Raw genomic sequence first — 24,651 nt, forward strand, 5'->3', positions numbered from 1 at the left:
TCGGGCAGCTGAGACAATGCCCGCATCTCCTTTTCAGCCGGGTTATAATCAATATGCAGAATCATGACAGGGCAATTTCTTCCCGAACTGCCTTCCTGCTGAGAGGCCTGTTCAGTCTCGGAGCCCTCTATGCCAGTCTGGCCGTTGCCTGTCAGGCTGCGGCCACGCATCTGCCAGATACGGTCTTTCCTGTCCCCAATGGCAGAAGCATGATGCACATGGCTGCTGATATTGCCCTCTGGCACGGCATCGCCCTCTGTGCCCTGACACCGGCCAGCCGCTACCTCCACCCGCAACGCCTCGCCTTCGGCTGCACGGGGCTGGCACTGGGGACCAGCCTGTTCAGCATCCCTGTCACGCTGCATGGCTTCGGGATCCTGTTCCCGGCACGGCTGGCTCCGACAGGGGGGACGCTACTTATCCTCTCGTGGCTCTGCGTCGCTTCGGCCGCCTTCATCCGTTCCCCACTGAAAGGCTCCTAACGACGGCGGACCCAATTCATGAGCCACAGGGCCAGAAGCTGTATCAGCAGGGCAAGCAGGAAACAGGAAAGGACGATTCCGATCAGGATCAACTGCTCACGCCCCAAGGCCGTTTCGACATGAAACAGACCATAAAGCCGCTGCCACAATGCCGTGCTGACAGCATGTTGCATGAGACGGGTTGCAGGCTGGTAGAACCTGACCACCAGCAGCAGGCCACAGGTAAGCCCAAGCAGAACGACCATCCGCCCCAATGTCGAAAGGACTGAAACCTCCTTGCGGGAAGCAGTATAAAAAATTGGCCGTTTCCGTCTCACCACAAGCACACCATCGCCTTATCAAACCCAAGATTCTACCCTAATTCATGACCTCATGGCTTATCAAGAAAAGCTCGGCGTCCACCGCCTGTTTAACGTCCTGTTGTTACCTTGCCGCTAACAATAGGGAACGAATTCTTCACAAACCCACTGTCTCAGGAGAGATCATGCGTTTTTACCACTCCGCCCTGGCTCTTGCCGGTATGGGCCTTCTCCTCTCCTCCGGTGTTGCGCAGGGTGCCAGCCCAGCCCCAACAGCACCCGCTCCCCTGCCAGACATCAGCAGAATGACCACCATCACTCCCGCCCATGAGCCTTACCCGCCAGCTGACCTGGCTGCCAAACAGGTTCATGAAGCCTTCCTGACCGCCGCCAGAACCAACCGGCGTGTCCTTCTGGATTTCGGAGGGAACTGGTGCCCGGACTGCCGCATTCTTGCAGGCATCTTTGCCGTTCCCTCCGTCAGCCAGTGGCTGGACGAGCACTTCGTGATCGTCCCCGTCAATGTCGGGCATCTTGATACCAACATGGAGCTGGCCCAGCAGTATGGCGTGACCATCAAGGCCGTCCCGACGGTCCTGATCCTCACACCCCAGGGCCGCCTGCTGAACCCTGACGGCACCCTCGCCCTCGGTTCGGCCCGCCAGATGGCTCCGCAATCCGTCATCACCCTCCTGAATGAGTGGAACCAGCGTCCCTGAAAACGGAGGGGGGGGGGGCCATTCTTTGCCAGCAGCAGACATGGCCCCCGTCTCTGTCAGTCCGTGATTCCCTGCACGAAGCCCGCCAGCCGCCGGCAGGCTTCTTCCAGTTCCTCGTCAGACGCCGCAAAGGACAGGCGCAGATGCGGCCCATAGCCGAAGGCTGAACCCGGCACGGTTGCCACGTGAGCCTCCTCCAGCAGGGCCTCCGCAAAGGCCACGTCATCACTCAGCAGACGCCCCCCGGCAGATTTCCGCCCGATCAGGGCAGACAGCCCCGGATAGGCATAAAAAGCACCCTGCGGCAGGGCACAGCTCAGCCCCTCGATTCGCCGCAAGGCATCAATCACAAGCCCACGCCGCCGTTCGTAGGTCTCACGCATGGCCTGAACCCCGGCAATATCCTCTTTCAGGGCTGCCACGGAACCACCCTGTGCCAGCGTGCAGATGCCTGATGTCGTATTGCCCTGCACCTTGATCATCGCCCTGATGAGAGGCACCGGGCCGCAGGCAAACCCGACCCGCCAGCCTGTCATGGCATAAGCCTTGCTCATGCCATTGATGATGAGGATACGGTCGGCAAGGTCCGGAGCGACATTGAGCAGGGAGAGATGATGCCTGCCATCAAAGGTCAGGTGCTCATAAATCTCGTCGCTCATTACCATGACATGCGGAGCTTCCCGCAGGACGGCGGCAATGGCCTCCAGATCGTCCCGCTCCAGAATGGCACCGGTCGGATTGTTGGGGAAATTCAGCACGAGCCAGCGGGTCCGGGGCGTGATGGCCTTGCGGATGGCCTCGGCCTGGGGCCGGAAACCGTCTTCCTCCCGGCAGGCAATCTCCACCGGCACGCCACCGAACATCCGGGCAATGAGCGGATAGCTGACCCAGTATGGTGCTGGAACGATGACCTCATCCCCATCATCAAGCGAGGCCATGAACGCATTGAAAATGGCCTGCTTGCCACCATTGCAGACCATGAGCTGGTCCAGCGAGACGTCCAGCCCGTTATCCCGCCGGAACTTCCCGGCAACGGCCTCCAGCAGCGGCTTCTGCCCCGGAATGGGCGGATAGCCGGTATGGCCAGCCTTCACTTCCGCCACGGCTCCATCAAGAGCTGCCGCAGGAGATGGAAAATCAGGCTGCCCCAGAGCCAGAGAAATGACCGGTTTGCCCTGCGCTTTCAGTTCACGGGCACGGGCCGCCATGGCGATCGTCGCTGGCGTGGGCAATGTGGCGAGACGCCGGGACGGTCTGAACATCAGGCCAGCCCTCCACAGAAACGGGCAATGCGGCGGCAGGCTTCTTCCAGAAGCTCCGTGCTGGTGGCGTAGGACACCCGGAAATAACCCGGCAACAGGAAGGCCGTGCCATGAACGGCGGCCACCCCGACCTCCTCCAGCATGGCCTTGACGAAATCTTCGTCACTTTCCAGCACATGCCCGCCTGCCGTGCGCCTGCCCAGAAGCTGCTGTACGGACACGAACACATAAAAAGCCCCTTCCGGCCGGGCACAGGAGAGACCCGGAACCGCAGAAAGGGCATCCACCACAAGATCACGCCGCTTCTGATAAACAGCCACCATCTCGCCAATGAAATCCTGCGGACCGGACACGGCAGCCAGAGCGGCGGCCTGGGCGATGGAGCAGGCATTGCTTGTACTCTGCCCCTGCAGCTTGATCAGCTCCTTTGTCAGGGATACGGGGGCGGCAGAAAAGCCGATGCGCCAGCCCGTCATGGCATAGGCCTTGCTGACGCCATTCATCGTCAGGGTCCGTTCCCGCAGGCGGGGTTCCACCTGCACGACCGTGCAGGCTTCCCGCCCCTCATAGGTCAGCTTCGCATAAATGTCGTCCGTCAGAATCCAGACCTGCGGATGCTCCAGCAGGACATCCGTCAGGGCCTTCAGCTCATCCCGGGAATAGGCACTGCCTGTCGGATTGCAGGGAGAATTCAGCACCAGCCAGCGGGTCCGGGGCGTGATGGCCCTGCTGAGCTGTTCGGCTGTCAGGCGGAAGCCCGTCTCGGGCGTGGTCGGCACGATGACCGGCTTGCCATCCGCCAGCTGCACGATGTCCGGGTAGGACACCCAGGCCGGAGCGGGGATGACAACCTCGTCCCCCGCATTCAGCGTTGCCACCATCGCATTATAGATGACCTGCTTGCCACCCGTGGACACGCAGATTTCCTCCGGCCGGTAATCCAGACCGAAATCAGCATTCAGCCGTTCTGCCACGGCCTTGCGGAGAGCCGGCGTGCCGGCAACGTCGGTATATTTCGTCTCGCCACGCTGGAGGGCCTCGATCGCTGCCTTCTTGATGAAATCAGGCGTATCAAAATCCGGCTCACCAGCAGACAGGCTGATGACATCCCGCCCTTCCGCTTTCAGGGCTCTGGCCTTCTGCGTGATGGCGATGGTCTGGCTTGGCAGGATACGCCCCATCCGTTCGGCAGCGAGTGACATGTCGTTCCTCTTACATCTCAAAAAAACGCCCGCCCGTGAGACACAGGCGGGCGCATGGCAGTTCATAGCACAATCACCCGGAGATCAGGCGAGTTTCTGAAGTTCCTTCAGCACGGCTTCTCCCATCTCCGCCGTGCTGACACGGCTCTCACCAGCAGCAGCGATGTCCGCCGTCCGCAGCCCGGAAGCCAGAACGTTGGAAACGGCCTGCTCGATCAGCTCGGAATCCGCACCACGATCCAGCGAGTAACGCAACATCATGGCCAGAGACAGGATCTGTGCCAGCGGATTGGCAATGCCCTTCCCGGCAATATCCGGCGCACTGCCATGAATCGGCTCATACAGGGCAGCCTGCCTGTCCGACCCTTCCGGCGTGCCCAGCGTGGCAGAAGGCAGCATCCCCAGAGACCCGGTCAGCATGGAGGCGAGGTCTGACAGAAGATCGCCAAAGAGGTTGCCCGTGACCATCACGTCAAACTGGCGAGGATCACGCACGAGCTGCATGGCACAGTTATCCGCCAGCATGTGCGTCAGCGTCACATCGGAATACTCACGCTTGTGCAGGTCCGTGACCACCTCACGCCAGAGCAGGCCGCTCTCCATGACGTTGCCTTTCTCCACGGAGCAGACACGGCCACTGCGCAGACGGGCGAGGTCGAAAGCCACACGGGCCACACGTTCGATCTCGGCGGTCGTATAGACTTCCGTATTCACGCCACGCTTCGTGCCATCCGGCAGGGTCTCGATTCCACGAGGCTCCCCGAAATAGACGCCACCGACCGTCTCCCGTACGATCATCAGGTCCAGCCCACGCACGACGTCCGGCTTCAGCGCAGAGGCGGAAAGCAGCGGGTCGAACAGCTTGGCCGGACGCAGGTTGGCGTACAGGTTCAGCTCCTTGCGGAGGCGCAGGATGGCCACCTCCGGCCGACGGTCAAACGGCACGTCCTTCCACGCAGGATCACCGACAGAGCCGAACAGTACGGCATCAGCAGCCTTGGCCTTGGCGATCACCTCATCCCGGATGGGCAGATCATGCTTCGCCAATGAGGCCCCACCGACGAGGTCTTCCGACAGGTCAACATCGAGGCCACGTTCGGCCTTCAGCCAGTCGATGATCCTGACGGCCTGCTCCATGATCTCCGGGCCGATGCCGTCACCCGGCAGCAGCAGGATTTTCTGTCTTGCGCTCATGCCTGCTCTCCCTTGCTACCAATGACACTCTGCGGGCGACCCGGCTGTTTCGTGGACGGCACCCAGGCACGGGATGGACGGGCCTCAAACTCACGGATGGCCTGCTCATGGTTCTTCAGTGTCTGGGCCACATCATCCAGCCCTTCCAGAAGAACCTGGCGACGGAACGGGTCCATCTCGAAAGACACGACCTCACCATCCGGGCGATGGATTTCCTGCTTTTCCAGATCAACCGTCAGGCGGGCATTCTCGCCGTGGCTGGCATCCTCCATCAGGGCAAGACACTGCTCACGGGGAAGACGGATCGGCAGGATGCCGTTCTTGAAACAGTTGTTGTAAAAAATGTCCGCAAAGCTGGGAGCGATCACGCAGCGTATGCCGAAATCCAGCAAGGCCCAGGGGGCGTGCTCACGGGATGACCCGCAGCCAAGATTATCCAGCGTGATCAGGATGCCAGCCTTGCGATAGGCCGGCTTGTTGAGCACGAAGTCCGGATTTTCCCGGCCATCAGCATCGTAACGCTGGCCTGCAAAAAGATGCTCGCCCAGGCCTGTTCGGCGGATGGTCTTGAGGAAACGGGCCGGGATGATCTGGTCCGTATCCACGTTCTCCTGTGGCAGGGCGGCAGCAACGCTTGTCAGACGGGTGAATTTTTCCATGATCAGGCGGCTCCTTCTGCCATTGTCGGCTCCAGCAGGTCCCGTGCATCGCACAGTGTCCCCGTCACGGCAGCCGCAGCAGCCATTGTCGGAGAACAGAGATGGGTGCGGCCATCCGGCCCCTGACGCCCCTCAAAATTACGGTTGGAAGTGGAAGCAGAACGCTGCCCGGCACTCAACCTGTCGGGATTCATGCCCAGACACATGGAGCAGCCCGCCTCACGCCATTCAAAACCGGCATCACGGAAAATCCTGTCCAGCCCTTCCTGCTCCGCCGCATGACGGACCAGACCGGAACCCGGCACGACCATGGCCCGTACGCCGTCTGCCACCTTGCGGCCTTTCAGCACGGCCGCAGCAGCCCGGAGGTCCTCAATGCGGCTGTTCGTGCAGGACCCGATGAAAACGACATCCACCGGCGTACCGGCAATCTTCTGACCCGCTTCCAGCCCCATATAGGCCAGTGTGCGGCGGATGCGCTCGGCCTTGGCCGGGTCGGCAAAATCTTCGGGACGAGGCACGGTGCCGGTAATGGGCAGGACATCCTCGGGGCTGGTGCCCCATGTGACGGACGGGCTGATCTCGGCAGCATCCAGCACCACTTCCTCATCAAAGTGGGCACCTTCATCCGTGGCGAGGGTCTTCCAGTACGCCACGGCCTGCTCGAAAGCCTCACCCTGCGGCGCAAAAGGACGCCCCCTGACATACTCAAACGTCGTCTCATCCGGGGCCACCATACCGGCACGGGCGCCAGCCTCGATGGACATGTTGCAGAGCGTCATGCGTCCGGCCATGTCCAGCTTGCGAATGGCCGAGCCGGCAAACTCGATCACATGACCGGTGCCGCCTGCCGTACCGATACGGCCGATGATGCTGAGCATGATGTCCTTGGCTGTCACGCCGGGAGCAATCTCACCCTCGACTCGCACGCGCATGTTCTTGCTGCGCTTCTGAAGCAGGGTCTGGGTGGCCAGGACATGTTCCACCTCGGACGTGCCAATGCCGAACGCCAGCGAGCCAAAGGCCCCATGCGTGGAAGTATGACTGTCTCCACAGACGATCGTCATGCCCGGCAGGGAGACGCCCTGCTCCGGTCCGACAACATGCACGATGCCCTGCTGGCGGGACCGCAATGGGAAATAGGGAACGCCGAACTCCTTGACGTTCGCTTCCAGCGTTTCGATCTGGAGGCGGCTCTGCGGGTCTTCCACCGGCTGGGAGCGGTCGGAGGTCGGGACGTTGTGGTCTGCCACGGCCATCGTGGCATCAGGACGCCGCACCGGGCGCCCTGCGGCCCGCAGACTCTCGAAGGCCTGCGGGCTGGTCACCTCATGGAGGAGGTGGCGGTCGATGTAGAGAAGGCTCGTTCCGTCCTCAAGGGCTTTCACCACATGATCGTCCCAGATCTTGTCATACAAAGTTCTAGGGGTAACCGGATTCTGCATTCTCTCTCATCTCCTTATGAGAGCTGAAAATCAGCCCTCCTTTTTGACATCACGCGGACGCTCGGCAATACGGGCGGACTTACCGGAGCGGCCACGGAGGTAGTATAGCTTCGCACGACGGACCTTACCACGGCGAACAACCGTAATATCAGCAATCGTCGGGGAGAAAAGCGGGAAAACACGCTCCACACCCTCACCGTTGGAGACCTTGCGCACCGTGAAGCTGCTGCCCAGGCCACGGTTTGAGCGGGCAATCACCACACCCTCGAAGACCTGTACACGTTCGCGTGTACCTTCAACAACGCGCACGCCAACACGCACGGTATCACCGGCGGCGAATTCAGGAACGCTGCGAATGGCGGAAAGACGCTCCATTTCGCGCGCCTCGTACTGCTGAATGATGTTCATGCTTCAAACTCCCGAAAAAAACTCAACTCTGTTGCTGCTGTTCATACATGGCCCAGAGGTCCGGGCGACGTGTACGGGTCACAGCGATGGATTCCTCATCTCGCCAGCGGGCGATCTCCCCATGATTGCCAGAAAGCAGGACGGGCGGGACATCCCTCCCCTCCCATGTGGCAGGCCGCGTGTACTGGGGGTATTCCAGCAGTCCGGCAGAGAAGCTTTCCTCCTCCCCGCTCAGGGCTGACCCCATCACACCCGGCAGAAGTCTCACACAGCCATCAAGGAGTGCCAGTGCCGGTATTTCTCCCCCGGAAAGGACAAAATCCCCCATGCAGACCTGTTCGACCGCATGTTTCTCCAGCACCCGCTCATCAACCCCTTCAAACCGTCCACAGAGAATGACAACGCCCTCTCCCTGAACGTACCGTGCAATATCCTTCTGCTCCAGACGATGGCCCCGTGGTGTCGGATAGATCACCGGGCGGCCATCATCTGTCTGCCTCACGCTGGTCAGGGCGTCATCCAGCACGTCCGGCCGCATGACCATCCCTGCGCCCCCGCCAAATGGCGCATCATCCAGGGCCTTGTGCACACCCCGCCCGAACGGACGGAGGTCATGCGTTCTACAGGCCCACAGGTTCCGCTCCAGGGCACGCCCCGCAAGGGAGCAGCCCAGCGGACCGGGGAACATCTCCGGGAAGAGGGTCAGGATGTCAGCCTGCCATGTCATGAGCGGACTTCCACCTCACCAGCCAGATCCCCTTCCACTTCCACGGCTTCCGGCGGGACGACCACGAGGCGTTTCGCCTTCATGTCCACCTCCGGCACGCAGGCCATGGTGAAAGGAATCAGCTGCCCCGCTTCCAGCTCCAGACTGGTGCCAGCCCCATAGTCATGGACACTGACAACACGCCCCACAGTCTCCCCGGAAGCAAGGACGGCTTCCATACCGATCAGGTCGATATGATAGAACTCGTCCTCTTCCACCTCCGGCAGAGCCTCACGGGCAACATAGAGCTTACGGTTCACCAGCTTTTCTGCCGCCGTCCGGTCCGGCAGGGGCTGTCCGTCCTGTCCCAGGACGGCAGCAATGCCCGGTGCCTTCCAGCGTATCTGCCACACGCTGCCCGTCTCATCATGAAGAGGCCCGAGTTCCTCGAGCGTCTCGGGATGCTCCGTTGCCGGGTGCAGGCGCACGAGCCCCCGCACGCCATGCGGACGCCCTATCGTGGCGACCAGAACATCCTGATGTGAAGGACGGTGTGACAAGAAGAAATCTCCCGCTCAGGCCTGATCAGGCCTCGGCTGCCTTGGCGGCTTCAGCAGCCTTGGCAGCACGCTCCTGGGCCTTCTTCTTCGGAGCAGACTTCTTGGGCTGCTCACGGAAGGCCGGCTTCGGTGCCAGACCGGCATGGCCGAGGAAACGGGCCACACGGTCGGTTGCCTGGGCACCCTGCTCCAGCCAGTGCTTGATGCGCTCGTCATTCAGGCGCACGCGGTCGGCGTGGTCGGACGGCAGCATCGGGTTGTAGGCACCCACCTTCTCAACAAAACGGCCATCGCGCGGGCTGCGGCTGTCGGCAACCACAATGTGGTAGTACGGACGCTTCTTCGCACCTGCGCGGGACAGACGGATCTTCAGGCTCATAACAACTCCTGCATCATCAGAACATTACAAAAAGACAGACAGCCAAGAGGACACTCAGCCAAAAGGTGGACGGCCTCCCGGACCTCCCATCCCCTTGAACATATCGCCCAGACCACCGGCACCCCCCATGCCACGCATCAGACCAGACAGGCCGCCCATCTTGTTGAGCCGCTTCATCATGGTGGACATCTCACTGAACTGCTTGAGCAGCCGGTTGACCTCCGGAACGCTCGTGCCGGACCCAAGGGCGATACGCTTCTTGCGTGACGCCTTGATGATCTCCGGTGCGCTGCGCTCCTGCGCTGTCATGGAGGAAATGATCGCCTTGTGACGGTTGAAGATGGACGTGTCCAGATCCTTCCCCGCCAGCTTATCCTTCAGCTTGCCCATGCCCGGCAGCATACCAAGAATGCCGGAAATAGAGCCAAGGCGATTGATCTGATTGATCTGCGAGACATAGTCATTCAGATCAAACTTGCCGGCGAGCATCCGCTTGGCAACACGCTCACCTTCTTCCTGATCGAGCTGCTCGGACGCCTTTTCCACCAGCCCGGCGACATCGCCCAGCCCCAGAATGCGCCCGGCAACACGCTCGGGATGAAACTCTTCGAGAGCCTCCATCTTCTCACCGGACCCGGTGAACTTGATGGGCTCTCCTGTCACCGCCTTCATGGAGAGGGCGGCACCACCACGGGCATCACCATCCATGCGGCTCATGATGACGCCGGTCAGGCCGATCTGGTCCTTGAAGGACTGTGCGGTATTGACGGCGTCCTGCCCGGTCATGGCATCGACGACCAGCAGTGTCTCCACAGGCTTCGCCACGTCACGAACCTGACGGACCTCATCCATCAGGGCCTCGTCAATGGCCAGACGCCCTGCGGTGTCGAGAATGACGATGTCGAAGCCTTCACGGCGCCCTGCATCCAGCGCACGGCGGGCGATCTCGACAGGCCCCTGCCCCTGTTCGATCGGCAGGGAGGTGACCAGCCCATTCGTGCGTCCGCCCACCTGCTCGGCGATCTGCTGAAGCTGGAGCTGGGCCGCCGGACGCTGCACGTCCAGACTGGCGAGCAGCACCTTCTTCCGCTCACGGCTGGCGAGACGGAGGGCCAGCTTACCGGCAGTCGTGGTCTTGCCCGCCCCCTGAAGGCCGACCAGAAGATAAGGAATTGGGGCCGGAGCCGACAGGTTCAGCGGCACCGCACCAGCACCACCCAGAGCCTCGATCAGCGCATCATTGACGATCTTCGCCACAGCCTGACCGGGCGAGACGCCATCCAGCACCTCACCGCCGACAGCACGCTCCTTCACCTTGCTGACGAAGCTACGCACCACCGGCAGGGCCACATCGGCCTCCAGCATGGCCAGACGGACCTCGCGCATGGCCTCGGTGACGTCACCCTCCGAAAGCCTCTCCCCGCGGGAAAGACCTTCGAAAACTTTCGACATTCTGCCAGAGAGCTGCTCGAACACGGGCTATCCTTAATTCCATGACAAACGCGCCACTGCGCGAACCCTCGCGGAGTGACGTGTCCGTAAACTTCCTACGCCTTTACGGCCTCTCTGGAGTTCCGTCAAGCTTTTCCCGTCTCGGCAGAAGGCAGGATAACTGCCCTCAGCTCACTTTTTTACCCTACCGTTTCTATCTGCCTCCTTTTATCCATAAAATAACAAGATAGCTGATCAATTTATAAGGAATCTCTTGTCATCCAGCAAAATTAGATTACAAACAATCCAATCCTCGCCCTTGCGGGGATGAACCGATAGCCGATCACCTTATTGGTTCCATTAAAAATATGTTCCCCGCCCTTGCGGGGATCAAGCAAGGCCACTCCGTAATGAGCCGGCCTGCTTCCCTTCTCTCCAACTATCAGAAAACTGTCTCCCAACTACCTTCCACAATCCTGAAAGAGTTTCCATCATGGCCACACACGACATCACCTGCCCCCACTGCCATAAATCATTTTCACTCGACAATGCAGGCTATGCCGACATCGTCAAACAGGTGCGGGACAAGGAGTTTGCCCGGCAGGTACAGGAAAAACTGGAAGCGGCGGCACGGGAAGAGCAGCTTGCCGCAGAACGGGTCAAATTTGCCCATGAGCAGGAAATGCATCAGGCCCTCCATGCCCGTGATGCTGAAATACAGGCCCTGAAAAGTCAGATTGAACGACACGAAACGGACCAGCAGACGGCCACCCGTCTTGCTGAAGCTGAAAGGAAAGCCCAGCTGCAGGAAGCCGTGCAGGCCAGGGAGACGGAGATCCATCAGCTTCAGGCCCGACTGGCCGCCGGTACGGCGGAAAAGGAACTGGCCGTCACGAAAGCGGTTGAGGCTGTCCAGAAGGAGCGGGACACCCTGCAAAACACACTGAAAGAGATGGAGCTGAAAAATACTCTCGCCGCCTCCCAGCTGAAGGAGCATTACGAACTTCAGCTGAAGGACCGTGATGACCACATCGAACGGCTGAAAGACATGAAGGCCCGCCTCTCTACCAAGATGGTCGGTGAGACGCTGGAGCAGCATTGCGAGGTGGAGTTCAACCGGGCACGGGCGATGGCTTTCCCACGGGCCTATTTCGAGAAGGACAATGACGCCCGCTCCGGCAGCAAGGGGGACTACATCTTCCGGGATGCGGATGAAGGCGGAACGGAAATCATCTCCATCATGTTCGAGATGAAGAACGAGGCTGACAGCACCGCCACCAAAAAGAAGAATGAAGACTTCCTGAAAGAACTGGACAAGGACCGCACGGAGAAGAAATGCGAATATGCCGTGCTTGTCTCCCTGCTGGAACCCGAGAGCGAACTGTACAATACGGGCATCGTGGACGTGTCCCACCGCTACCCGAAGATGTACGTCATCCGCCCGCAGTTCTTCCTTCAGATCATCTCCCTGCTCCGCAATGCCTCCACCAATGCGCTGACCTACAAGCGGGAGCTGGAACTGACACGCCAGCAGAATATCGACGTGACCAACTTTGAGGAGAAGCTGGAGACGTTCAAGACCGGCTTCGCCCGCAACTATGACCTCGCACACAAACAGTTCAACACAGCCGTTGAAGAGATAGACAAATCCATCTCCCATCTTCAGAAGATCAAGGACAATCTCCTGAAGTCAGACAACAACCTGCGTCTGGCCAACGACAAGGCGCAGGACGTCACGATCAAGCGGCTCACACGGGGGAATGCGACCATGAAGGCGAAATTCGCAACACTGAGAGAAGATGGAGAGTAATGTCTGGCCCCATCCTTTTGAAACGGGCGCAGCTTCACAGCTTGACGCCCAACGGGTGAATCAGTATCAGGGGCCGTGCCTGCCTTCTCCATGGGAAGGCAGAACGGATGGGTGTCCGAGCGGTTTAAGGAACTGGTCTTGAAAACCAGCGTGCGTGGAAGCGTACCGTGGGTTCGAATCCCACCCCATCCGCCATAAGAACCTCAAAAAATGGCAGTTTCCTGCGCCTTTTGGGGTAAACCTCTTTTCCAGTCCTTACTTTAGACCATACTTCATGCAAACGCATGACAGTTTCCGATTCTGTCCCTGAAGCGTAACCGCCTCCCACATGTGAGAGCACCACGCGGGAAATGCCCTAAGCCATTCCCAGAAATACAGCCAACAGACGCGTAATCTCCACCATCTGATAATCATGAAGCCGCCCAAACGCAGGGCCTACTTTCCCGCGCTGTATGGTCGATGGCTTATCAATCATGATGCTGGACATCTTCTTCAGACCATTAACGCCATCTGGCTCTACTGTCAGCCGCAACAAGGGGGCGTCCTGTATGGTGCTTGTTACGGGCAAAATAACGACACTGGCCGTCTCATGGTAGCTGTCTGCCTGAATAATTAGAGCTGGACGAGGCTTGCCAAGGTCTCCCTGCAAGGCAACCGTGACCAGATCGCCCCGCCTCATTCCCAGCCCTCAATCTGGGCAGCGGCTAGCTCAGAGAAAGCCATATCATCGCCCCGCTTTTCATCGCAAGCCCGTATCAACCGCGCTTGTCGCGATGCTTCGCGGGTGAAATCAGGACGCCTTGTATCAGGCACCCAAAGTTGAACAGGGCGCATACCGGCCCGCTTCATCACTGCCCGATGCTTGCGGACACGTTCATGACTTCTGGTTGTCGATGCCATAGCTTCCTCCCGTTACATGTAACAATAGAGGGGAAAGACCGCCTTTTACAAGGCCGTGAATCTATCCGCTTATCTGGACAGAATGGACACGTCCACACACGCGCAAGACCAGCCCGCCTTTTGATTGTTGATGATTTTTTATCAAGTGGCAGTGCCTACATCCGACAAAACCAACAGGCTCATGCACGCCTTAGAGCCGGGCATCACATACTTAAGTGAACAGTACGTGCGCGCACGCGCCTGCAATAAAACAGTAAGACAGTCAAGACCTAAAATAGGATGGTTAGGGCCTTAAAACTGGAAACCAAACTGAAACACTATCAAAACGCCCTTAATATATCTTTATTTGAATCTAATTCAGAGAGGTTAGGCCAGTTGGGCCATAGTTGGGCCATAGTTGGGCCAACGATATGCAAATATTAAAAGGTTAGACCAGTTAGGCCAATGTTAGGCCAGCTATAAGCCAGCTTTCTCTAGGGCTGTCCTAACTGGCCTAACCGGCCTAACCTTTTTAGGTAAAATATATAAAAAAATAATCAGTTACAGAAAATTAATATTAAGGCAGCATAATAAATGCACAAAAAAAAAGGACAGAACGAAGGATCGCCCTGCCCTTTAGCGGCTTGGAAGATGTGATGCTATCTTTCAGCCCGTAACCATATGGTTGAATTGCCAGACATAGAAGCGTCCTTTGCCTGTCCGTTGCCGCTGTTTCTCACCCCCTAAATTACGCAGGATATTAGAAACTCTCATTTCCATTACACGGGTCATAGGCAACGAAAGCGCTCTGATGATGCTGGCTACCGTAAAGCCTCCTTTACCGTCTGCATCGGGCAGGGTATCGCCCTCGATGAGGTTAATGACAGATTCTTCCAGAATGTCGCTGACCATGCTTTCCCGTCTGATTTGTTCAATTTCTTCTTTCAGGTATGAGGGCTCACAAGTCTCAAAGGCGGGGTCATAACAAAAAAGCTGGTAAGCCTCTGCCCAAAGCTGGTCCCTGTTTTCTGCTAGCCAGCCAAAGTCAAGGCAGTGTGAGCCTACGTTAATGGGCATGAAGCGGCGGTTACCTGTTCCGTCTGTCAGAAACTCTTGCTCATTGGTCGTGCCAATAAAGACGCATCGGCGTGGATAAGTCTGCAATGTACGCCCATAGCTAGGACGATACTTATCTACCATAGCACTAAGAAAGGCTTTGATAGCCTCATTCTCTGAACGCCTTAGAGACGTTAATTCCGATAGCTCTACCCCCCAAACGCCTTGCAGTTCCTGCTTGGCGTCCTTGTCTGCCAGATTGGCGGGCAAGCCTTCTTTATTCCACTCTCCAAAGAGAATGGCAGAGAAAGTGCTTTTCCCGTTTCCCTGTCCGCCTATCAGAACGGGCAGCCAGTCGAACTTGTAGGGCTTATGCCCTGTAGCCAGAGCCCGGCCAATGGCTGCCACCATCCAGCGCCTGCCAATCTCTTGCAGGTAAGCCGTATTCTCCAAAGAGAAAGAACGCGCCCATAAGCTGGAAAGACGTTCTGTGCCATCCCACTGCAAGCCCTCCAGATAAGCCCTGATGGGGTTATAGGTGTGATGGTTGGCACTCACCATCACAAGGGCTTCCAGCGTGTCCTTGTTGGCTTTCAGGCCAAAGCGGCGCATCCACGCACCGATTAGCTGGACATGGTACTTTTCTAGCAGGATGGGAAAACTGCCCGCCTGGGCAACGGGCAGAGAAACAGATGAGAGCTGTGGCAGCTCTTTGGTGATGACGTATTGCAGTGTCAGTTCATTAAAGCGAAAGACACCCTGTAAGTCTGGATGACGGTTTATGGTGTGCTCTAGGGCCTGTTCGTTTGTTAGCTCTTGGTTGGCAACTTTGCGCATGAGCTCTGCCATAAAGCTATCATCTGGAAGGTATCCAGCGCTTAGAGCCTCTTCGATTATGGCACCGGCCTGCACTAAATCATCAGGCAAATCAGCCATTATGCCGCCCTCCCTGTTACGTGCTTCTGTTCAGGGACTGGCAGGGCATCGGCAATATCCCACCCTTTAGGAAAATAATCAGGCCACCGGATGATCTGGACTGTCAGTGCCCCTGCTTGCCTGGCTAACTCTGCCACGGCATGAGCGTAAGCCTGCCCGGCGATGTCATTGTCAGGGGCTATCAGTACCTCTCTGCCTGCCAGCGGGCTCCAGTCGCTTTTGTGTGCCCCTTCTGCCCCACCGGATGAGGTTGTCACAGCATAGCCCTGCCAGCTTTCCGCAAGAGCGGCTTTATTGGCGGCTTTCTCTCCCTCGACAACCAGAACAGGCGCACCCGCTTTTCCAAGCAGGTCAGGGAGATTGTACAGCATCCGCGGCGGTGGCGGTGCCCGGAAATGCCAGCGTGGCAGGTCTTCCCCTTCTAGCTTGCCATATGTCAGCCAGCCAAACTGCTTGCGGGCATTGGGAGGATCGTAGCGGAAGGTGGCAAAGCCTGTTAGGCCGTCACCATCATCATAGCAATAAAACCCCGTAACAGGCGCCTGTTTATACGTCCTAGGATGCGGTATAGCTGCACTATGCTCTAAAGACACCGGAACAGGCGTAAAGTGCATGGGCGGCTTTCTATGAGCGTCTAAGCAACTACCACCCACTAACCGGTGGCCGTGTTTTTCTTCATCAGTGAGTGGACGGAATATGTCAGTCATGACCTGACACCTCCATCCCCATCATCCGGGCAAGATTGCGTGCCCCTTCCAGCTTACTGCCTCCAGAGAGAGCGGCGGCTAGATCAATCAGATCACCTTTCCATCCGGTGGCAAAGTCTGCCCCAATACCCTTACGGATGTTGAACTTGAAGGAACCGACATGCCTGTCAGCCCGTAAGGGAGAAAGGGCTACATATTCGCCACTTTTGACATACCCGCCGGGCGCAAGCCGGGACAATATCGCTAGGGTATGAGCTGGCAGGGCAGTTCTTACCCCCTGAAACAGACTCTCATTTTTGTTTGCGCTAAGGTACGCTTGCCGTATATGCTTCCGCATAGGCACTTCCTTTTAAATCTTTGTATGGGTGCCCATTTGCCGAAACAGTTATACCGCCAAGTAAAGATCGTTTCGGCAAAATAGAGCAAGAGGCCGCTGCTGGTTGGTTCTGGCAGCGGTTTCTTTTTATGACCTGTTATATTTTCCCCGTGTCTCCATCTTGGGGCAAGAAGCAAAGAAGTTCTTTGCATCCTCTAGGGAAATACGGGTCACACGGCCAATCTTGCGGGCCTCAATCTTCCCATCTGCAATCATGCGATACAGGGTAGCAGCGCTCACGCTGTACATTTCACAGAACTGCTTAGGGGAAAGATATGTAGGGAGTTGATGCATCAAGTTTTTTGCCTTTCTTGCTGTGAGTTACAAAATGATTATTTCCCGCCCATCTCGAAAGTTCAAGGCCTTTTTGTAAGCAAAAAGTGTGTCTCTGAAGAATATATAACCTATTTTCATATTTACAGGTGTATCCCACCCGGATACAGACCGCCCTTTGTAACATTTTATGTTACATAATATTTTACGCAATCCAGAGTGGAACGGGTATGCATTTAAGCGTCATGTGTGACCATCACACATTTACTTTGAAAGATAGTCTTTCAGCCCACGCCTCCATCAATGCCCGGCGCTTAGCGAACATATCCCCCCGGCGATAGGCCCGCTCGACTGTACTACCTACCGTATGGGCAAGGGCTAGTTCTGCCGCTGTAGCGTCATACTCTGTTTCTTCTGCCACCCAATCCCGAAACGTGGACCGCATCCCGTGGACGGTCGCTTTCCTATCCCCTGTCAGGGGGTATGCAGCGTTCTTGAGAGCCTTACTTAAAGCCACATCAGAAAGAGCCGCACCTTTGTTATTGGGGAAAACCAAAGCATCCATGCGCCCATCATAAAGAGGCTTAGCTAATTCCAGCACTGACATAGCCGCATGGGAAAGAGGCACACGGTGTTCCTTGCCAGCTTTCATACGGTGCGCCGGGATCGTCCATACGGCGTCCGTTAGGTTAATTTCCTGCCAGCGGGCCCCACGCACCTCTCCAGAACGGCAAACCGTAAAGGCACAGAAACGAACAGCCAGAGCGCCAACACTTCCCACGTGCTCAAGGTGTTTGATGGCCTGCCCCAATAGCTCAACTGTCAGGGCATAATGTGGCTGCTTACGATCCCGTATCAGCTTAGCTGGTTCTGGCAGGATATGAGCAAGGGGGCCGTTCCATCGGGCCGGATTGTCACCTTCCCGCCAATGCAGGGCAGTCGCATAATCTAAGACTTGTTCTATGCGGTTACGGATGCGCCGGGCCGTTTCTGTTTTGCTTTCCCAAATAGGAAGCAGAACGGCTAACACATCATTCTGTGAGATGGCCGCAACGGGCTTTTGGCCTATAATCGGGAAGGCGTATTGCTCTAGCGTGTTGAGAAATGCAGAAGGAGCTTTGGGGTCTCTCCATTTTACTTTTTGGCGCTGAAGGTAAGCCTGCACGGCATAGGCAAATGTCTTACCTACCCGGCGCAAATGCTCTGCTTGTTCGCTTTGCCGTTCTTCCAGCGGGTCCACACCATCGGCAATGAGCTTCCGGGCATGAAAGGCCTTCTGCCTAGCTTCCCGCAAACTGCATATTTCAAATGAGCCGATACCCATTTCTCTGATACGGCCTGTAGCCGGGCTTTTGTAACGAATGTTCCAGAAACGATGCACAAGATCACCCTTCACCCGGATACGGATATACAGATTTCCACCATCGCTATGATTCCCCTCTGGTAGCGATTGAATGGCTTTGTCTGTCAGCTTGTATAAACGCCGGGCCATATATCCTTAACATCCCATTCTCTGTCCTTACTTCATTCTTGCGCTATAGAGGGAAAAAATGAAAGAGGGAGAAAAAGAACATTCTCATAACTGGCTGTTTTCAGGGCATTTTTTTAATTTAAGGAAAAAGAAAGGATCAGAGGTTAGGAGTTCACCCCATCCGCCATAAGGCAGACTTCTCACAAGATCATCTTTCAACGCCTGATGGAAACCGGTCCGTTGGGGCGTGTCTTTCGTGCTGACCTCCTCTTTGAGGCCGGTCAGGCAGGCACTACGGGGGCTCAGCCGGGGGCCTCGACTGCCCCTTGAAAGCATCAAAAAAAGCCTGCCCTCCCTCAGGGAATGGCAGGCCCGTGACAGTCTTCACGTATGGAACCAGTCAGCCCCGGTGATCGTGTTCGGCCCGTCTGCCCAGAGCCGTGATGTGGGAGGCTTCCAGCCCTTCGGGATTGTGGTGAGCCTTCCGGGCGATGTCACGTTCTGCGTCCGTGGCGTGCTCACCACTCTTCAGAACATGATCTGCCAGTCGGATGATCTCATCCTTTGTCAGCAGCTTCGGTGTATGGATGGCCTTGCGGGCCAGCTCATGCAGAGAGCTGCTGGCATGAGGTGCCTTGTGCTCATGAGATGCTGTTGTCGGCATGTTTCCAGCCTTTCATTATGAAGACCCTGCCGGGACAGGGTCTGTTATCCCCTGTTGGAGAGGGGCGTCACCGCCCCGTCTTCACGGTGAAAGTTTGCCAACCGGACAACAAGTGCACTTCATGCAGGGCTGGCCTGCTGATGGTGTGACACGGCTTACCGGGGCAGACGGTGCAGCAGGATCAGAGCACCCGTCGTCCGGTCTTCCCTGGAGAGCTGTTCCCCCAGACGATCCTTATCAATACTACCAACGGACGAACCATTACGGTCACGCAGGGTACCGTCCCTGTCGATACTCCCCACGTAAGACCCGTTCCGGTCCCGCACGGTTCCATCATCATCCAGACTGCCGACAGACGAGCCATTCCGGTCACGCACGGTTCCATCATCCTCCATACTGCCGAAAGACGCACCGTTCCGGTCACGGATGAGGCCATCCTGCTCAAGGCTGCCAATGGAAGAACCATTACGGTCCCGCAGGGTTCCGTCCCCGTCGATGCTCCCCACGTAAGACCCGTTCCGGTCCCGCACATCACTGATCTGCTGCACATGGCCGAAAAACATCTGCGCCCCGGCAGAACTCACCGGGCCAACAACCCCCAGCCATCCCATGACCAGCAAAATACCCACACGTTTCATTCCATGTCTCCCTGAACAGATCACCCGTTCCCCGTCATTACACTACGCCGCATGTGGCCCATGTTGCTGCCCCATGAAGACTGCGTAATGACCATACAGCCTCCGGCAGCCCCATCTCACTTCAGAAGGGCCACCCATTCCTCGACGGACTGCCCGCTCTGAAAACGGTCATCCACCTTTCCATCCAGCATGACAGTTGGTGAAACATGAATGCCGTGCTGCCGTGCGTAACGGGCATGGGCTTTCATGGCATCCGTCACGCTGGGAAGGCGAAAAGGCACTGCCAGATTGAGACGGGTATGACCCTCAAGCCGGCTGATCAGATCGTCGGGCGTGGTCTGCATGTTCGGCCCTTCACAATGATGGGAAAACTCGAACTCTTCCCTGTGATCACCGATCGTCCGCACTGTCTGCCAGGCCGTATCCCGGCCATCAGGCAGGGTCGCCGCAGCAAGAATGCACCGGACCAGAATGCCCGAAAACAGATGCCACGGCTGGGAATGAAGATGCACCTGAAGCGTCAGCCTGTCCTCCCCCACATGCTCCAGAAGCGGCATGAGCTTTCTGGAAGCACGCACACAGAAAGGACAGGTTGGTTCCAGAAAGACCTCAATCTTCCGGGCTCCATGGCCCCAGACCAGATCAACCGGCTTTCCTGTTTTTTCAACCATCATGACGTCTCCTTCTGCCGGACTGACGAATCTGCCCTGCACTTTATCCTGCACTCCATACAGAAACAGCCCCGCATGACACGGGGCTGTTTCTCATCTGGAACATGACTGACAGAAGAATCAGGAGGAACGCCGCCTTCTGGCTCCGGGGGCTGCCCGCCCACCAGCAGCAGGGCGGGAGGACGTCTGCGGCCGTGAGGAACGACCACGTCCACCGCCGCTACCGCCACGCCCTCCCCGGCCGCCACGTCCACCACCCAGCACAGGCGGTGGCAGAGTCGAGTTCTGGGCCTCTGTGGAATGGTATGGGTGATCCGTAATCACCGGCACGTTCTTGCCGATACGCTTCTCAATATCCCGCAACCAGGCACGCTGTTCGGCATCACAAAGGGACACGGCCCAGCCATCCCGACCAGCACGGGCCGTCCGACCGATACGGTGGACGTAAGCTTCCGGCACATTTGGCAGGTCATAATTGAAGACGTGAGAGACCTCATCCACATCAATGCCACGAGCGGCAATGTCCGTAGCGACCAGCACGCGGACACTGCCATCGCGGAAGCCCTGCATGGCACGCTCCCGGGCCCCCTGCGACTTGTTCCCATGAATGGCGGCTGCCGGGATCCCATTCTTGCTGAGATATTCCGCCACCTTGTTGGCTTCATGCTTCATCAGCGTAAAAACAACGGCCCGCACGACACGGTCATTATTGACCAGCATCATCAGGGCTTCTTTCTTCGCTGTGGAATCCACGAACAGGACAGCCTGCCGGATGCGATCCACCGTACTGGATTCCGGCGTGACCTGAACAGTTTCAGGGTCATTCAGCAGGGAATGGGCCAGCTCACGAATGGATGGCGGCATGGTCGCCGAGAACAGCAATGTCTGTCGCTTCTCCGGGAGACGGGCCACAATGCGACGGATGTCATGAACAAACCCCATGTCCAGCATGCGGTCTGCCTCATCCAGCACGACAATCTCCAGCGTGGAAAGATCGATATGCCCCTGCCCGACGAGGTCCAGCAGACGGCCGGGGGCCGCCACCATGACATCAACGCCACGCTTCATGGCTTCCACCTGCCGGTTCTGCCCCACGCCACCGAAGATCACCGCATGGGAGAATTTCATGTGCCGGGCATAGGCGGCAAAATTGTCGGCAATCTGCGCCACAAGTTCCCGCGTCGGGGCCAGCACCAGAACACGCGCACTACGGGGGGCCGCCTTGCGGGGATGTTCCAGAAGATAATGGAGGATGGGCAGAGCAAATGCTGCTGTTTTGCCCGTTCCTGTCTGCGCCAGACCGAGAAGATCCCGTCCCTCCATGAGATGGGGAATTGCCCCAGCCTGAATGGGGGTTGGCGTGGTGTAGCCCTCTCCGTCCAGCGCCTGCAAAATCGGGGCCGCCAGACCGAGCGCTTTGAAACTGCTCATGATTCTTCCTCAAAACCGGCGTTACTCCAGCACTCTGATCTGGCAACACCGCATAAAATAAACGCCTGAACCCCTCTTTCCTGAGGCGTTCCGCTCGTCCCGCCCAAAAATAGGACTCTATTTGTCTTATAACAAGAGGAAAAAGACGATGTCTTTTTATGACCTTATTTCGCAAAAAAGGCAGGCTACCTCTGTTTCCATAAAAAACAATGAAAACAGATCGTTAGGGCCTGCAAACTGCCTTATAACGTCTCCGTGAATTCTATTTCTGTTCACTTTTGCGGCGAAGAAGAAACAGTCCCTGCTCCCCGAACAGATTGGCCAGATGGGGCGAACACCCTGCCAGACGGGACTGACGGTTTCCGTTCACGACCATCCACTGACAGACCTCGTACCCGTCTTCCTCACACAATGCAAAGAAATCATAGATCGTACAGGGATGGATGTTCGGCGTTTCATACCAAGGGGTAGGCCAGACGGATGTCATCGGCATCCGCCCCGTCCGCAACAGATGCCAGCGCAGCCGCCAATGTCCAAAATTGGGAAAAGAGACCAGCGCCAGCCGACCTATCCTCAGCATGTGCCTCAGGACATCCCGTGGACAGTCCACTGCCTGAAGCGTCCTTTGCAGAACGACGTAATCAAACGTTCCATCAGGATAATCAGCCAGCACCACATCGGCATCACCATGCATGACGGGCAGACCATGGGCTACCGACTGCGTGACCGCTTTCATGTCCAGCTCCAGCCCTTGGGCGTCGCAATTCTTCTCCCTGGACAGGTGGCCAATCAGGCTTCCGTCGCCACACCCGATATCCAGCACCCGGCTATGGGGGGCCACCATGGCGGCAATCAACTCCTGATCAAAGCGCATGATGATGGTCTCCCTCAGCCAGACCGGCCTGACGGGCCATTCCATTCAGAAACCCACGAACCGTTCTGTCAAAATCCGGCTCTTCCAGAAGAAACGCATCATGCCCCCGGTCACTGTCTATTTCCACGAAAGACACATGCCCTCCTGCCTGGGTGATGGCCCGAACCAGTGTCCGGGAACGGGATGTCGGAAACAGCCAGTCAGAACTGAAAGACACAATACAGAAACGGGTTGTCACGCCTCGGAACGCCTCCGAAAGACTGCCTCCATGCTCGCTGCCCAGATCGAAAAAATCCATGGCCCTCGAAATACTCAGATACGAATGGGCATCAAAGCGGCGCGTAAAGTTGGACCCTTGGTAGCGCAGGTAACTTTCCACCTGGAACATGCCCCCAAAAGGGAGGGCAGCCAGTGGATCATGGGGGGCCGGCATGGTGCCGGGACGGATTTCCCGCCCGAACTTCCTGGTCAGGGCTTCTTCCGAAAGATAGGTGATATGGCCAACCATTCTGGCCACGGCCAGACCACGGGCCGGGATGACGCCATGGGCCTGATAATCCCCCCCGTGCCAGTCCGGATCACCATAAATGGCCTGACGACTGACCTCGTTGAACGCAATGTTCTGGGCTGACTGAAACGGCGATGTTGCAATCGGCATGGCAGCAAAGACGCGATCTGGATAATCCGTGGCCCATGTCAATGTCTGCATCCCACCCATGGAGCCACCAATGACAGCAAAAAGCCTGTCAATGCCAAAATGGTCTACCAGCTTTACCTGAGCGGCCACAATATCGTGCATGGTGATTGGAGGAAAATCCTTCCCCCATGGCCGCTCTGTCCCGGCCCGTACCGTTGTGGGGCCGGTGGTCCCCATACAGCCACCCAGCACGTTGGCACAGATGACAAAGAAACGGTCCGTATCGATAGGCAAACCGGGACCGACCATACGGGACCACCAGCCCGGCTTCCCCGTAACGGGATGCGGGCTGGCCACATACTGGTCGCCGGTAAAAGCATGACATATGACGATGGCATTATCCCTTGTGGGAGAAAGCTCACCATATGTCTGATAGGCAATATCCAGCGGAGCGATCTTCTCCCCACACTGAAGGGTCATCCCCTCAGGGAAAGTGATAGACTGTACTTCCAACATCGGCTCCGGCTGTCTGTAACGAGAAACCCGTATAAAAACACTGCCATACTCATGGTTTCAAGACAGAATAAGCACGGAGCCCACGGCATCGTTCCGAAAACTGCTTATTCCGCTGCTTCCAGCATTTCCGGATAGTTATCCTGAGCCAAGGCCGGCATTGGCATCCTCTCGGCCACAGACTGCATCCTCTTGCGCACGGGGAGCCAGTACCCATAAGCAGCCAGAGCCTGCCCAAGATGCATCAGCGCTTCGCCCAGCTCAGAATGTAGAGTCTGCTCCTCCGGAGCATTCTGCATATCTGACAGAATGTTCAGGAGATGTTCCTCCGTGGCCGAATATTCCAAGGCTGCGGTTGCACAGACAGCATGAAGAAAAAGCGCCTTGAACCGCTCCTGAAGGCGCTCTGCCTCCTGCCCCAGAAGCCCAGACAGAGACATGGAGCGCCGCCAGCAGCTCGGCCCCAGCAGATACCGCAGGGCCCACAGGGCTGTCTGCTCCTCCCGCGCCAGTGTCTTCATGGAAGCGTCATGGATGGTGTCACGCCGTTCGGCAATCTGAATGATGTTCATGAGGCCTCTCCCTCTCTCTGCGAGTTGCTTCATGAATGACGTTAGATGAGAACTCTTCTCACTTTCAACAGAAAGATGCGACCTGAATTCCCTCTCTCCCGGCAAAAATACGTAAAGAGCTACAAAAACAGCCAGTTATTGACGTTATTAAAGTTTTCTATAAGCCAGAGAATCAGGTTTCAGAAACACAAGATGCTGTGGTTCTTTGCATCCACAGCACACAAGATATCGATTCTCACATGAGGATGGTTATATCCTCTCGTGGAGTCTGTTCCCTTTATTCGTGACAGATGGTTGGGGAACGTGTGGACCCACGGGAGGACCATGGCTATGTGGTTGTTTCTGATTTTGTGGGTATGGATGCGGGGGTAGGATTTGAACCTACGACCTTCAGGTT

27 protein-coding genes and 1 tRNA gene are annotated in these 24,651 nt (G+C 57.2%); 4 read left to right on the top strand and 24 right to left on the bottom strand.

The annotated features are described in order from the left end of the window. Positions 1–53: 53 nt before the first annotated feature. Positions 54–482 carry a DUF423 domain-containing protein gene (locus tag DTJ15_RS05350; protein ID WP_043559796.1) on the top strand — a complete coding sequence of 143 codons (429 nt, stop codon included), beginning with the start codon at positions 54–56 and terminating at the stop codon, positions 480–482. On the opposite strand, the gene DTJ15_RS05355 is transcribed toward DTJ15_RS05350, so the two are convergent. Beyond that, positions 479–799, bottom strand: coding sequence for a hypothetical protein (locus DTJ15_RS05355; protein ID WP_227449715.1), 321 nt, complete (start codon positions 797–799; stop codon positions 479–481). The genes DTJ15_RS05350 and DTJ15_RS05355 overlap by 4 nt on opposite strands. A 167-nt stretch (positions 800–966) precedes the next feature. Between DTJ15_RS05355 and DTJ15_RS05360 the strand changes: the two genes are divergently transcribed. Next, positions 967–1,500 (top strand): thioredoxin family protein, encoded by a 534-nt coding sequence (locus tag DTJ15_RS05360; protein ID WP_086431492.1) that lies wholly within the window; start codon positions 967–969, stop codon positions 1,498–1,500. Positions 1,501–1,556: 56 nt separating this feature from the next. Here the strand turns inward: DTJ15_RS05360 and DTJ15_RS05365 are convergent, their stop codons facing one another. From DTJ15_RS05365 to ffh, 10 genes are all read right to left on the bottom strand, one after another. Continuing rightward, positions 1,557–2,762: a pyridoxal phosphate-dependent aminotransferase gene (locus DTJ15_RS05365; RefSeq protein WP_248630550.1), complete on the bottom strand. Its 1,206-nt coding sequence runs from the start codon at positions 2,760–2,762 to the stop codon at positions 1,557–1,559. Beyond that, on the bottom strand, positions 2,762–3,964 hold the full coding sequence (locus DTJ15_RS05370) for a pyridoxal phosphate-dependent aminotransferase (protein ID WP_248630551.1): 1,203 nt from the start codon (positions 3,962–3,964) through the stop codon (positions 2,762–2,764). The genes DTJ15_RS05365 and DTJ15_RS05370 overlap by 1 nt, the downstream gene beginning before the upstream one ends. Before the next feature lie 84 nt (positions 3,965–4,048). Continuing rightward, positions 4,049–5,158 carry a 3-isopropylmalate dehydrogenase gene (gene leuB, locus DTJ15_RS05375; RefSeq protein ID WP_249109580.1) on the bottom strand — a complete coding sequence of 370 codons (1,110 nt, stop codon included), beginning with the start codon at positions 5,156–5,158 and terminating at the stop codon, positions 4,049–4,051. Next, positions 5,155–5,817 carry a 3-isopropylmalate dehydratase small subunit gene (gene leuD / locus DTJ15_RS05380; RefSeq protein WP_043559780.1) on the bottom strand — a complete coding sequence of 221 codons (663 nt, stop codon included), beginning with the start codon at positions 5,815–5,817 and terminating at the stop codon, positions 5,155–5,157. Before leuD ends, leuB begins: the two co-directional genes overlap by 4 nt. Positions 5,818–5,819: 2 nt before the next feature. Next, positions 5,820–7,262, bottom strand: a complete 1,443-nt coding sequence (gene leuC / locus DTJ15_RS05385) for a 3-isopropylmalate dehydratase large subunit (RefSeq protein ID WP_043559777.1) — start codon at positions 7,260–7,262, stop codon at positions 5,820–5,822. A gap of 30 nt (positions 7,263–7,292) precedes the next feature. Further along, entirely contained in the window at positions 7,293–7,670 is a 378-nt protein-coding gene (gene rplS / locus DTJ15_RS05390) for a 50S ribosomal protein L19 (protein WP_043559775.1), read from the bottom strand. Between the two features lie 22 nt (positions 7,671–7,692). Continuing rightward, complete coding sequence (gene trmD, locus DTJ15_RS05395) at positions 7,693–8,397, bottom strand: tRNA (guanosine(37)-N1)-methyltransferase TrmD (protein ID WP_249109581.1); 705 nt, start codon at positions 8,395–8,397, stop codon at positions 7,693–7,695. Further along, the gene (gene rimM, locus DTJ15_RS05400) at positions 8,394–8,936 is read right to left on the bottom strand and encodes a ribosome maturation factor RimM (RefSeq protein ID WP_043559769.1); all 543 of its coding nucleotides are present in this window, start codon (positions 8,934–8,936) and stop codon (positions 8,394–8,396) included. Before rimM ends, trmD begins: the two co-directional genes overlap by 4 nt. Positions 8,937–8,961: 25 nt before the next feature. Then, positions 8,962–9,315: a 30S ribosomal protein S16 gene (gene rpsP, locus DTJ15_RS05405; protein ID WP_043559767.1), complete on the bottom strand. Its 354-nt coding sequence runs from the start codon at positions 9,313–9,315 to the stop codon at positions 8,962–8,964. Positions 9,316–9,369: 54 nt separating this feature from the next. Next, positions 9,370–10,791: a signal recognition particle protein gene (gene ffh / locus DTJ15_RS05410; protein ID WP_043559765.1), complete on the bottom strand. Its 1,422-nt coding sequence runs from the start codon at positions 10,789–10,791 to the stop codon at positions 9,370–9,372. Between the two features lie 448 nt (positions 10,792–11,239). On the opposite strand from ffh, the gene DTJ15_RS05415 reads away from it, so the two are divergent. Both DTJ15_RS05415 and DTJ15_RS05420 read left to right on the top strand, forming a co-directional pair. Continuing rightward, entirely contained in the window at positions 11,240–12,556 is a 1,317-nt protein-coding gene (locus DTJ15_RS05415; protein ID WP_249109583.1) for a DUF2130 domain-containing protein, read from the top strand. Between the two features lie 105 nt (positions 12,557–12,661). Next, positions 12,662–12,751, top strand: a tRNA-Ser gene (locus DTJ15_RS05420). Between the two features lie 160 nt (positions 12,752–12,911). Here DTJ15_RS05420 and DTJ15_RS05425 read toward each other — a convergent pair. From DTJ15_RS05425 to DTJ15_RS05480, 13 genes are all read right to left on the bottom strand, one after another. After that, positions 12,912–13,235, bottom strand: a complete 324-nt coding sequence (locus DTJ15_RS05425; RefSeq protein ID WP_086431497.1) for a type II toxin-antitoxin system PemK/MazF family toxin — start codon at positions 13,233–13,235, stop codon at positions 12,912–12,914. Continuing rightward, positions 13,232–13,456, bottom strand: a complete 225-nt coding sequence (locus DTJ15_RS05430; RefSeq protein WP_349292851.1) for an antitoxin MazE family protein — start codon at positions 13,454–13,456, stop codon at positions 13,232–13,234. The genes DTJ15_RS05425 and DTJ15_RS05430 overlap by 4 nt, the downstream gene beginning before the upstream one ends. Before the next feature lie 645 nt (positions 13,457–14,101). Then, on the bottom strand, positions 14,102–15,427 hold the full coding sequence (locus DTJ15_RS05435) for a virulence-associated E family protein (RefSeq protein ID WP_249109585.1): 1,326 nt from the start codon (positions 15,425–15,427) through the stop codon (positions 14,102–14,104). Beyond that, entirely contained in the window at positions 15,427–16,041 is a 615-nt protein-coding gene (locus DTJ15_RS05440) for a toprim domain-containing protein (protein WP_249109586.1), read from the bottom strand. Before DTJ15_RS05440 ends, DTJ15_RS05435 begins: the two co-directional genes overlap by 1 nt. Before the next feature lie 556 nt (positions 16,042–16,597). Beyond that, on the bottom strand, positions 16,598–16,804 hold the full coding sequence (locus tag DTJ15_RS09160; protein ID WP_077395756.1) for a helix-turn-helix domain-containing protein: 207 nt from the start codon (positions 16,802–16,804) through the stop codon (positions 16,598–16,600). A 235-nt stretch (positions 16,805–17,039) separates the two neighbouring features. After that, the gene (locus DTJ15_RS05445) at positions 17,040–18,275 is read right to left on the bottom strand and encodes a site-specific integrase (RefSeq protein WP_249109588.1); all 1,236 of its coding nucleotides are present in this window, start codon (positions 18,273–18,275) and stop codon (positions 17,040–17,042) included. A gap of 379 nt (positions 18,276–18,654) precedes the next feature. Beyond that, complete coding sequence (locus DTJ15_RS05450) at positions 18,655–18,918, bottom strand: hypothetical protein (RefSeq protein ID WP_043559760.1); 264 nt, start codon at positions 18,916–18,918, stop codon at positions 18,655–18,657. 155 nt (positions 18,919–19,073) lie between these two features. After that, on the bottom strand, positions 19,074–19,556 hold the full coding sequence (locus tag DTJ15_RS05455) for a 5-fold beta-flower protein (protein ID WP_249109591.1): 483 nt from the start codon (positions 19,554–19,556) through the stop codon (positions 19,074–19,076). A gap of 116 nt (positions 19,557–19,672) precedes the next feature. Then, entirely contained in the window at positions 19,673–20,230 is a 558-nt protein-coding gene (locus DTJ15_RS05460) for a thioredoxin domain-containing protein (RefSeq protein WP_349292452.1), read from the bottom strand. Positions 20,231–20,347: 117 nt separating this feature from the next. Then, a complete protein-coding gene (locus DTJ15_RS05465) occupies positions 20,348–21,658 on the bottom strand; it encodes a DEAD/DEAH box helicase (RefSeq protein ID WP_249109593.1) in 1,311 nt (436 codons plus the stop codon). Positions 21,659–21,920: 262 nt separating this feature from the next. Continuing rightward, the gene (gene metW / locus DTJ15_RS05470; RefSeq protein ID WP_043561041.1) at positions 21,921–22,532 is read right to left on the bottom strand and encodes a methionine biosynthesis protein MetW; all 612 of its coding nucleotides are present in this window, start codon (positions 22,530–22,532) and stop codon (positions 21,921–21,923) included. Further along, positions 22,522–23,685: a homoserine O-acetyltransferase gene (locus tag DTJ15_RS05475; protein ID WP_081563276.1), complete on the bottom strand. Its 1,164-nt coding sequence runs from the start codon at positions 23,683–23,685 to the stop codon at positions 22,522–22,524. The genes metW and DTJ15_RS05475 overlap by 11 nt, the downstream gene beginning before the upstream one ends. A gap of 104 nt (positions 23,686–23,789) precedes the next feature. Beyond that, positions 23,790–24,254: a hypothetical protein gene (locus DTJ15_RS05480; protein WP_043559754.1), complete on the bottom strand. Its 465-nt coding sequence runs from the start codon at positions 24,252–24,254 to the stop codon at positions 23,790–23,792. Between the last annotated feature and the right edge of the window lie 397 nt (positions 24,255–24,651).

It is taken from the genome of Parasaccharibacter sp. TMW 2.1891, assembly GCF_023337675.1.
GTDB classification, from domain to species: Bacteria; Pseudomonadota; Alphaproteobacteria; order Acetobacterales; family Acetobacteraceae; genus Bombella; species Bombella apis.

Excerpts from the sequence above, each read along its gene's own strand:
- DTJ15_RS05350 (WP_043559796.1), top strand. The coding sequence starts at position 54 with ATGCAGAATCATGACAGGGCAATTTCTTCCCGAACTGCCTTCCTGCTG.
- DTJ15_RS05360 (WP_086431492.1), top strand. The coding sequence starts at position 967 with ATGCGTTTTTACCACTCCGCCCTGGCTCTTGCCGGTATGGGCCTTCTC.
- DTJ15_RS05365 (WP_248630550.1), bottom strand. The coding sequence starts at position 2,762 with ATGTTCAGACCGTCCCGGCGTCTCGCCACATTGCCCACGCCAGCGACG.
- DTJ15_RS05370 (WP_248630551.1), bottom strand. The coding sequence starts at position 3,964 with ATGTCACTCGCTGCCGAACGGATGGGGCGTATCCTGCCAAGCCAGACC.
- leuB (WP_249109580.1), bottom strand. The coding sequence starts at position 5,158 with ATGAGCGCAAGACAGAAAATCCTGCTGCTGCCGGGTGACGGCATCGGC.
- leuD (WP_043559780.1), bottom strand. The coding sequence starts at position 5,817 with ATGGAAAAATTCACCCGTCTGACAAGCGTTGCTGCCGCCCTGCCACAG.
- leuC (WP_043559777.1), bottom strand. The coding sequence starts at position 7,262 with ATGCAGAATCCGGTTACCCCTAGAACTTTGTATGACAAGATCTGGGAC.
- rplS (WP_043559775.1), bottom strand. The coding sequence starts at position 7,670 with ATGAACATCATTCAGCAGTACGAGGCGCGCGAAATGGAGCGTCTTTCC.
- trmD (WP_249109581.1), bottom strand. The coding sequence starts at position 8,397 with ATGACATGGCAGGCTGACATCCTGACCCTCTTCCCGGAGATGTTCCCC.
- rpsP (WP_043559767.1), bottom strand. The coding sequence starts at position 9,315 with ATGAGCCTGAAGATCCGTCTGTCCCGCGCAGGTGCGAAGAAGCGTCCG.
- DTJ15_RS05415 (WP_249109583.1), top strand. The coding sequence starts at position 11,240 with ATGGCCACACACGACATCACCTGCCCCCACTGCCATAAATCATTTTCA.
- DTJ15_RS05425 (WP_086431497.1), bottom strand. The coding sequence starts at position 13,235 with ATGAGGCGGGGCGATCTGGTCACGGTTGCCTTGCAGGGAGACCTTGGC.
- DTJ15_RS05430 (WP_349292851.1), bottom strand. The coding sequence starts at position 13,456 with ATGGCATCGACAACCAGAAGTCATGAACGTGTCCGCAAGCATCGGGCA.
- DTJ15_RS05435 (WP_249109585.1), bottom strand. The coding sequence starts at position 15,427 with ATGGCTGATTTGCCTGATGATTTAGTGCAGGCCGGTGCCATAATCGAA.
- DTJ15_RS05440 (WP_249109586.1), bottom strand. The coding sequence starts at position 16,041 with ATGCACTTTACGCCTGTTCCGGTGTCTTTAGAGCATAGTGCAGCTATA.
- DTJ15_RS09160 (WP_077395756.1), bottom strand. The coding sequence starts at position 16,804 with ATGCATCAACTCCCTACATATCTTTCCCCTAAGCAGTTCTGTGAAATG.
- DTJ15_RS05445 (WP_249109588.1), bottom strand. The coding sequence starts at position 18,275 with ATGGCCCGGCGTTTATACAAGCTGACAGACAAAGCCATTCAATCGCTA.
- DTJ15_RS05450 (WP_043559760.1), bottom strand. The coding sequence starts at position 18,918 with ATGCCGACAACAGCATCTCATGAGCACAAGGCACCTCATGCCAGCAGC.
- DTJ15_RS05455 (WP_249109591.1), bottom strand. The coding sequence starts at position 19,556 with ATGAAACGTGTGGGTATTTTGCTGGTCATGGGATGGCTGGGGGTTGTT.
- DTJ15_RS05460 (WP_349292452.1), bottom strand. The coding sequence starts at position 20,230 with ATGATGGTTGAAAAAACAGGAAAGCCGGTTGATCTGGTCTGGGGCCAT.
- DTJ15_RS05465 (WP_249109593.1), bottom strand. The coding sequence starts at position 21,658 with ATGAGCAGTTTCAAAGCGCTCGGTCTGGCGGCCCCGATTTTGCAGGCG.
- metW (WP_043561041.1), bottom strand. The coding sequence starts at position 22,532 with ATGCGCTTTGATCAGGAGTTGATTGCCGCCATGGTGGCCCCCCATAGC.
- DTJ15_RS05475 (WP_081563276.1), bottom strand. The coding sequence starts at position 23,685 with ATGTTGGAAGTACAGTCTATCACTTTCCCTGAGGGGATGACCCTTCAG.
- DTJ15_RS05480 (WP_043559754.1), bottom strand. The coding sequence starts at position 24,254 with ATGAACATCATTCAGATTGCCGAACGGCGTGACACCATCCATGACGCT.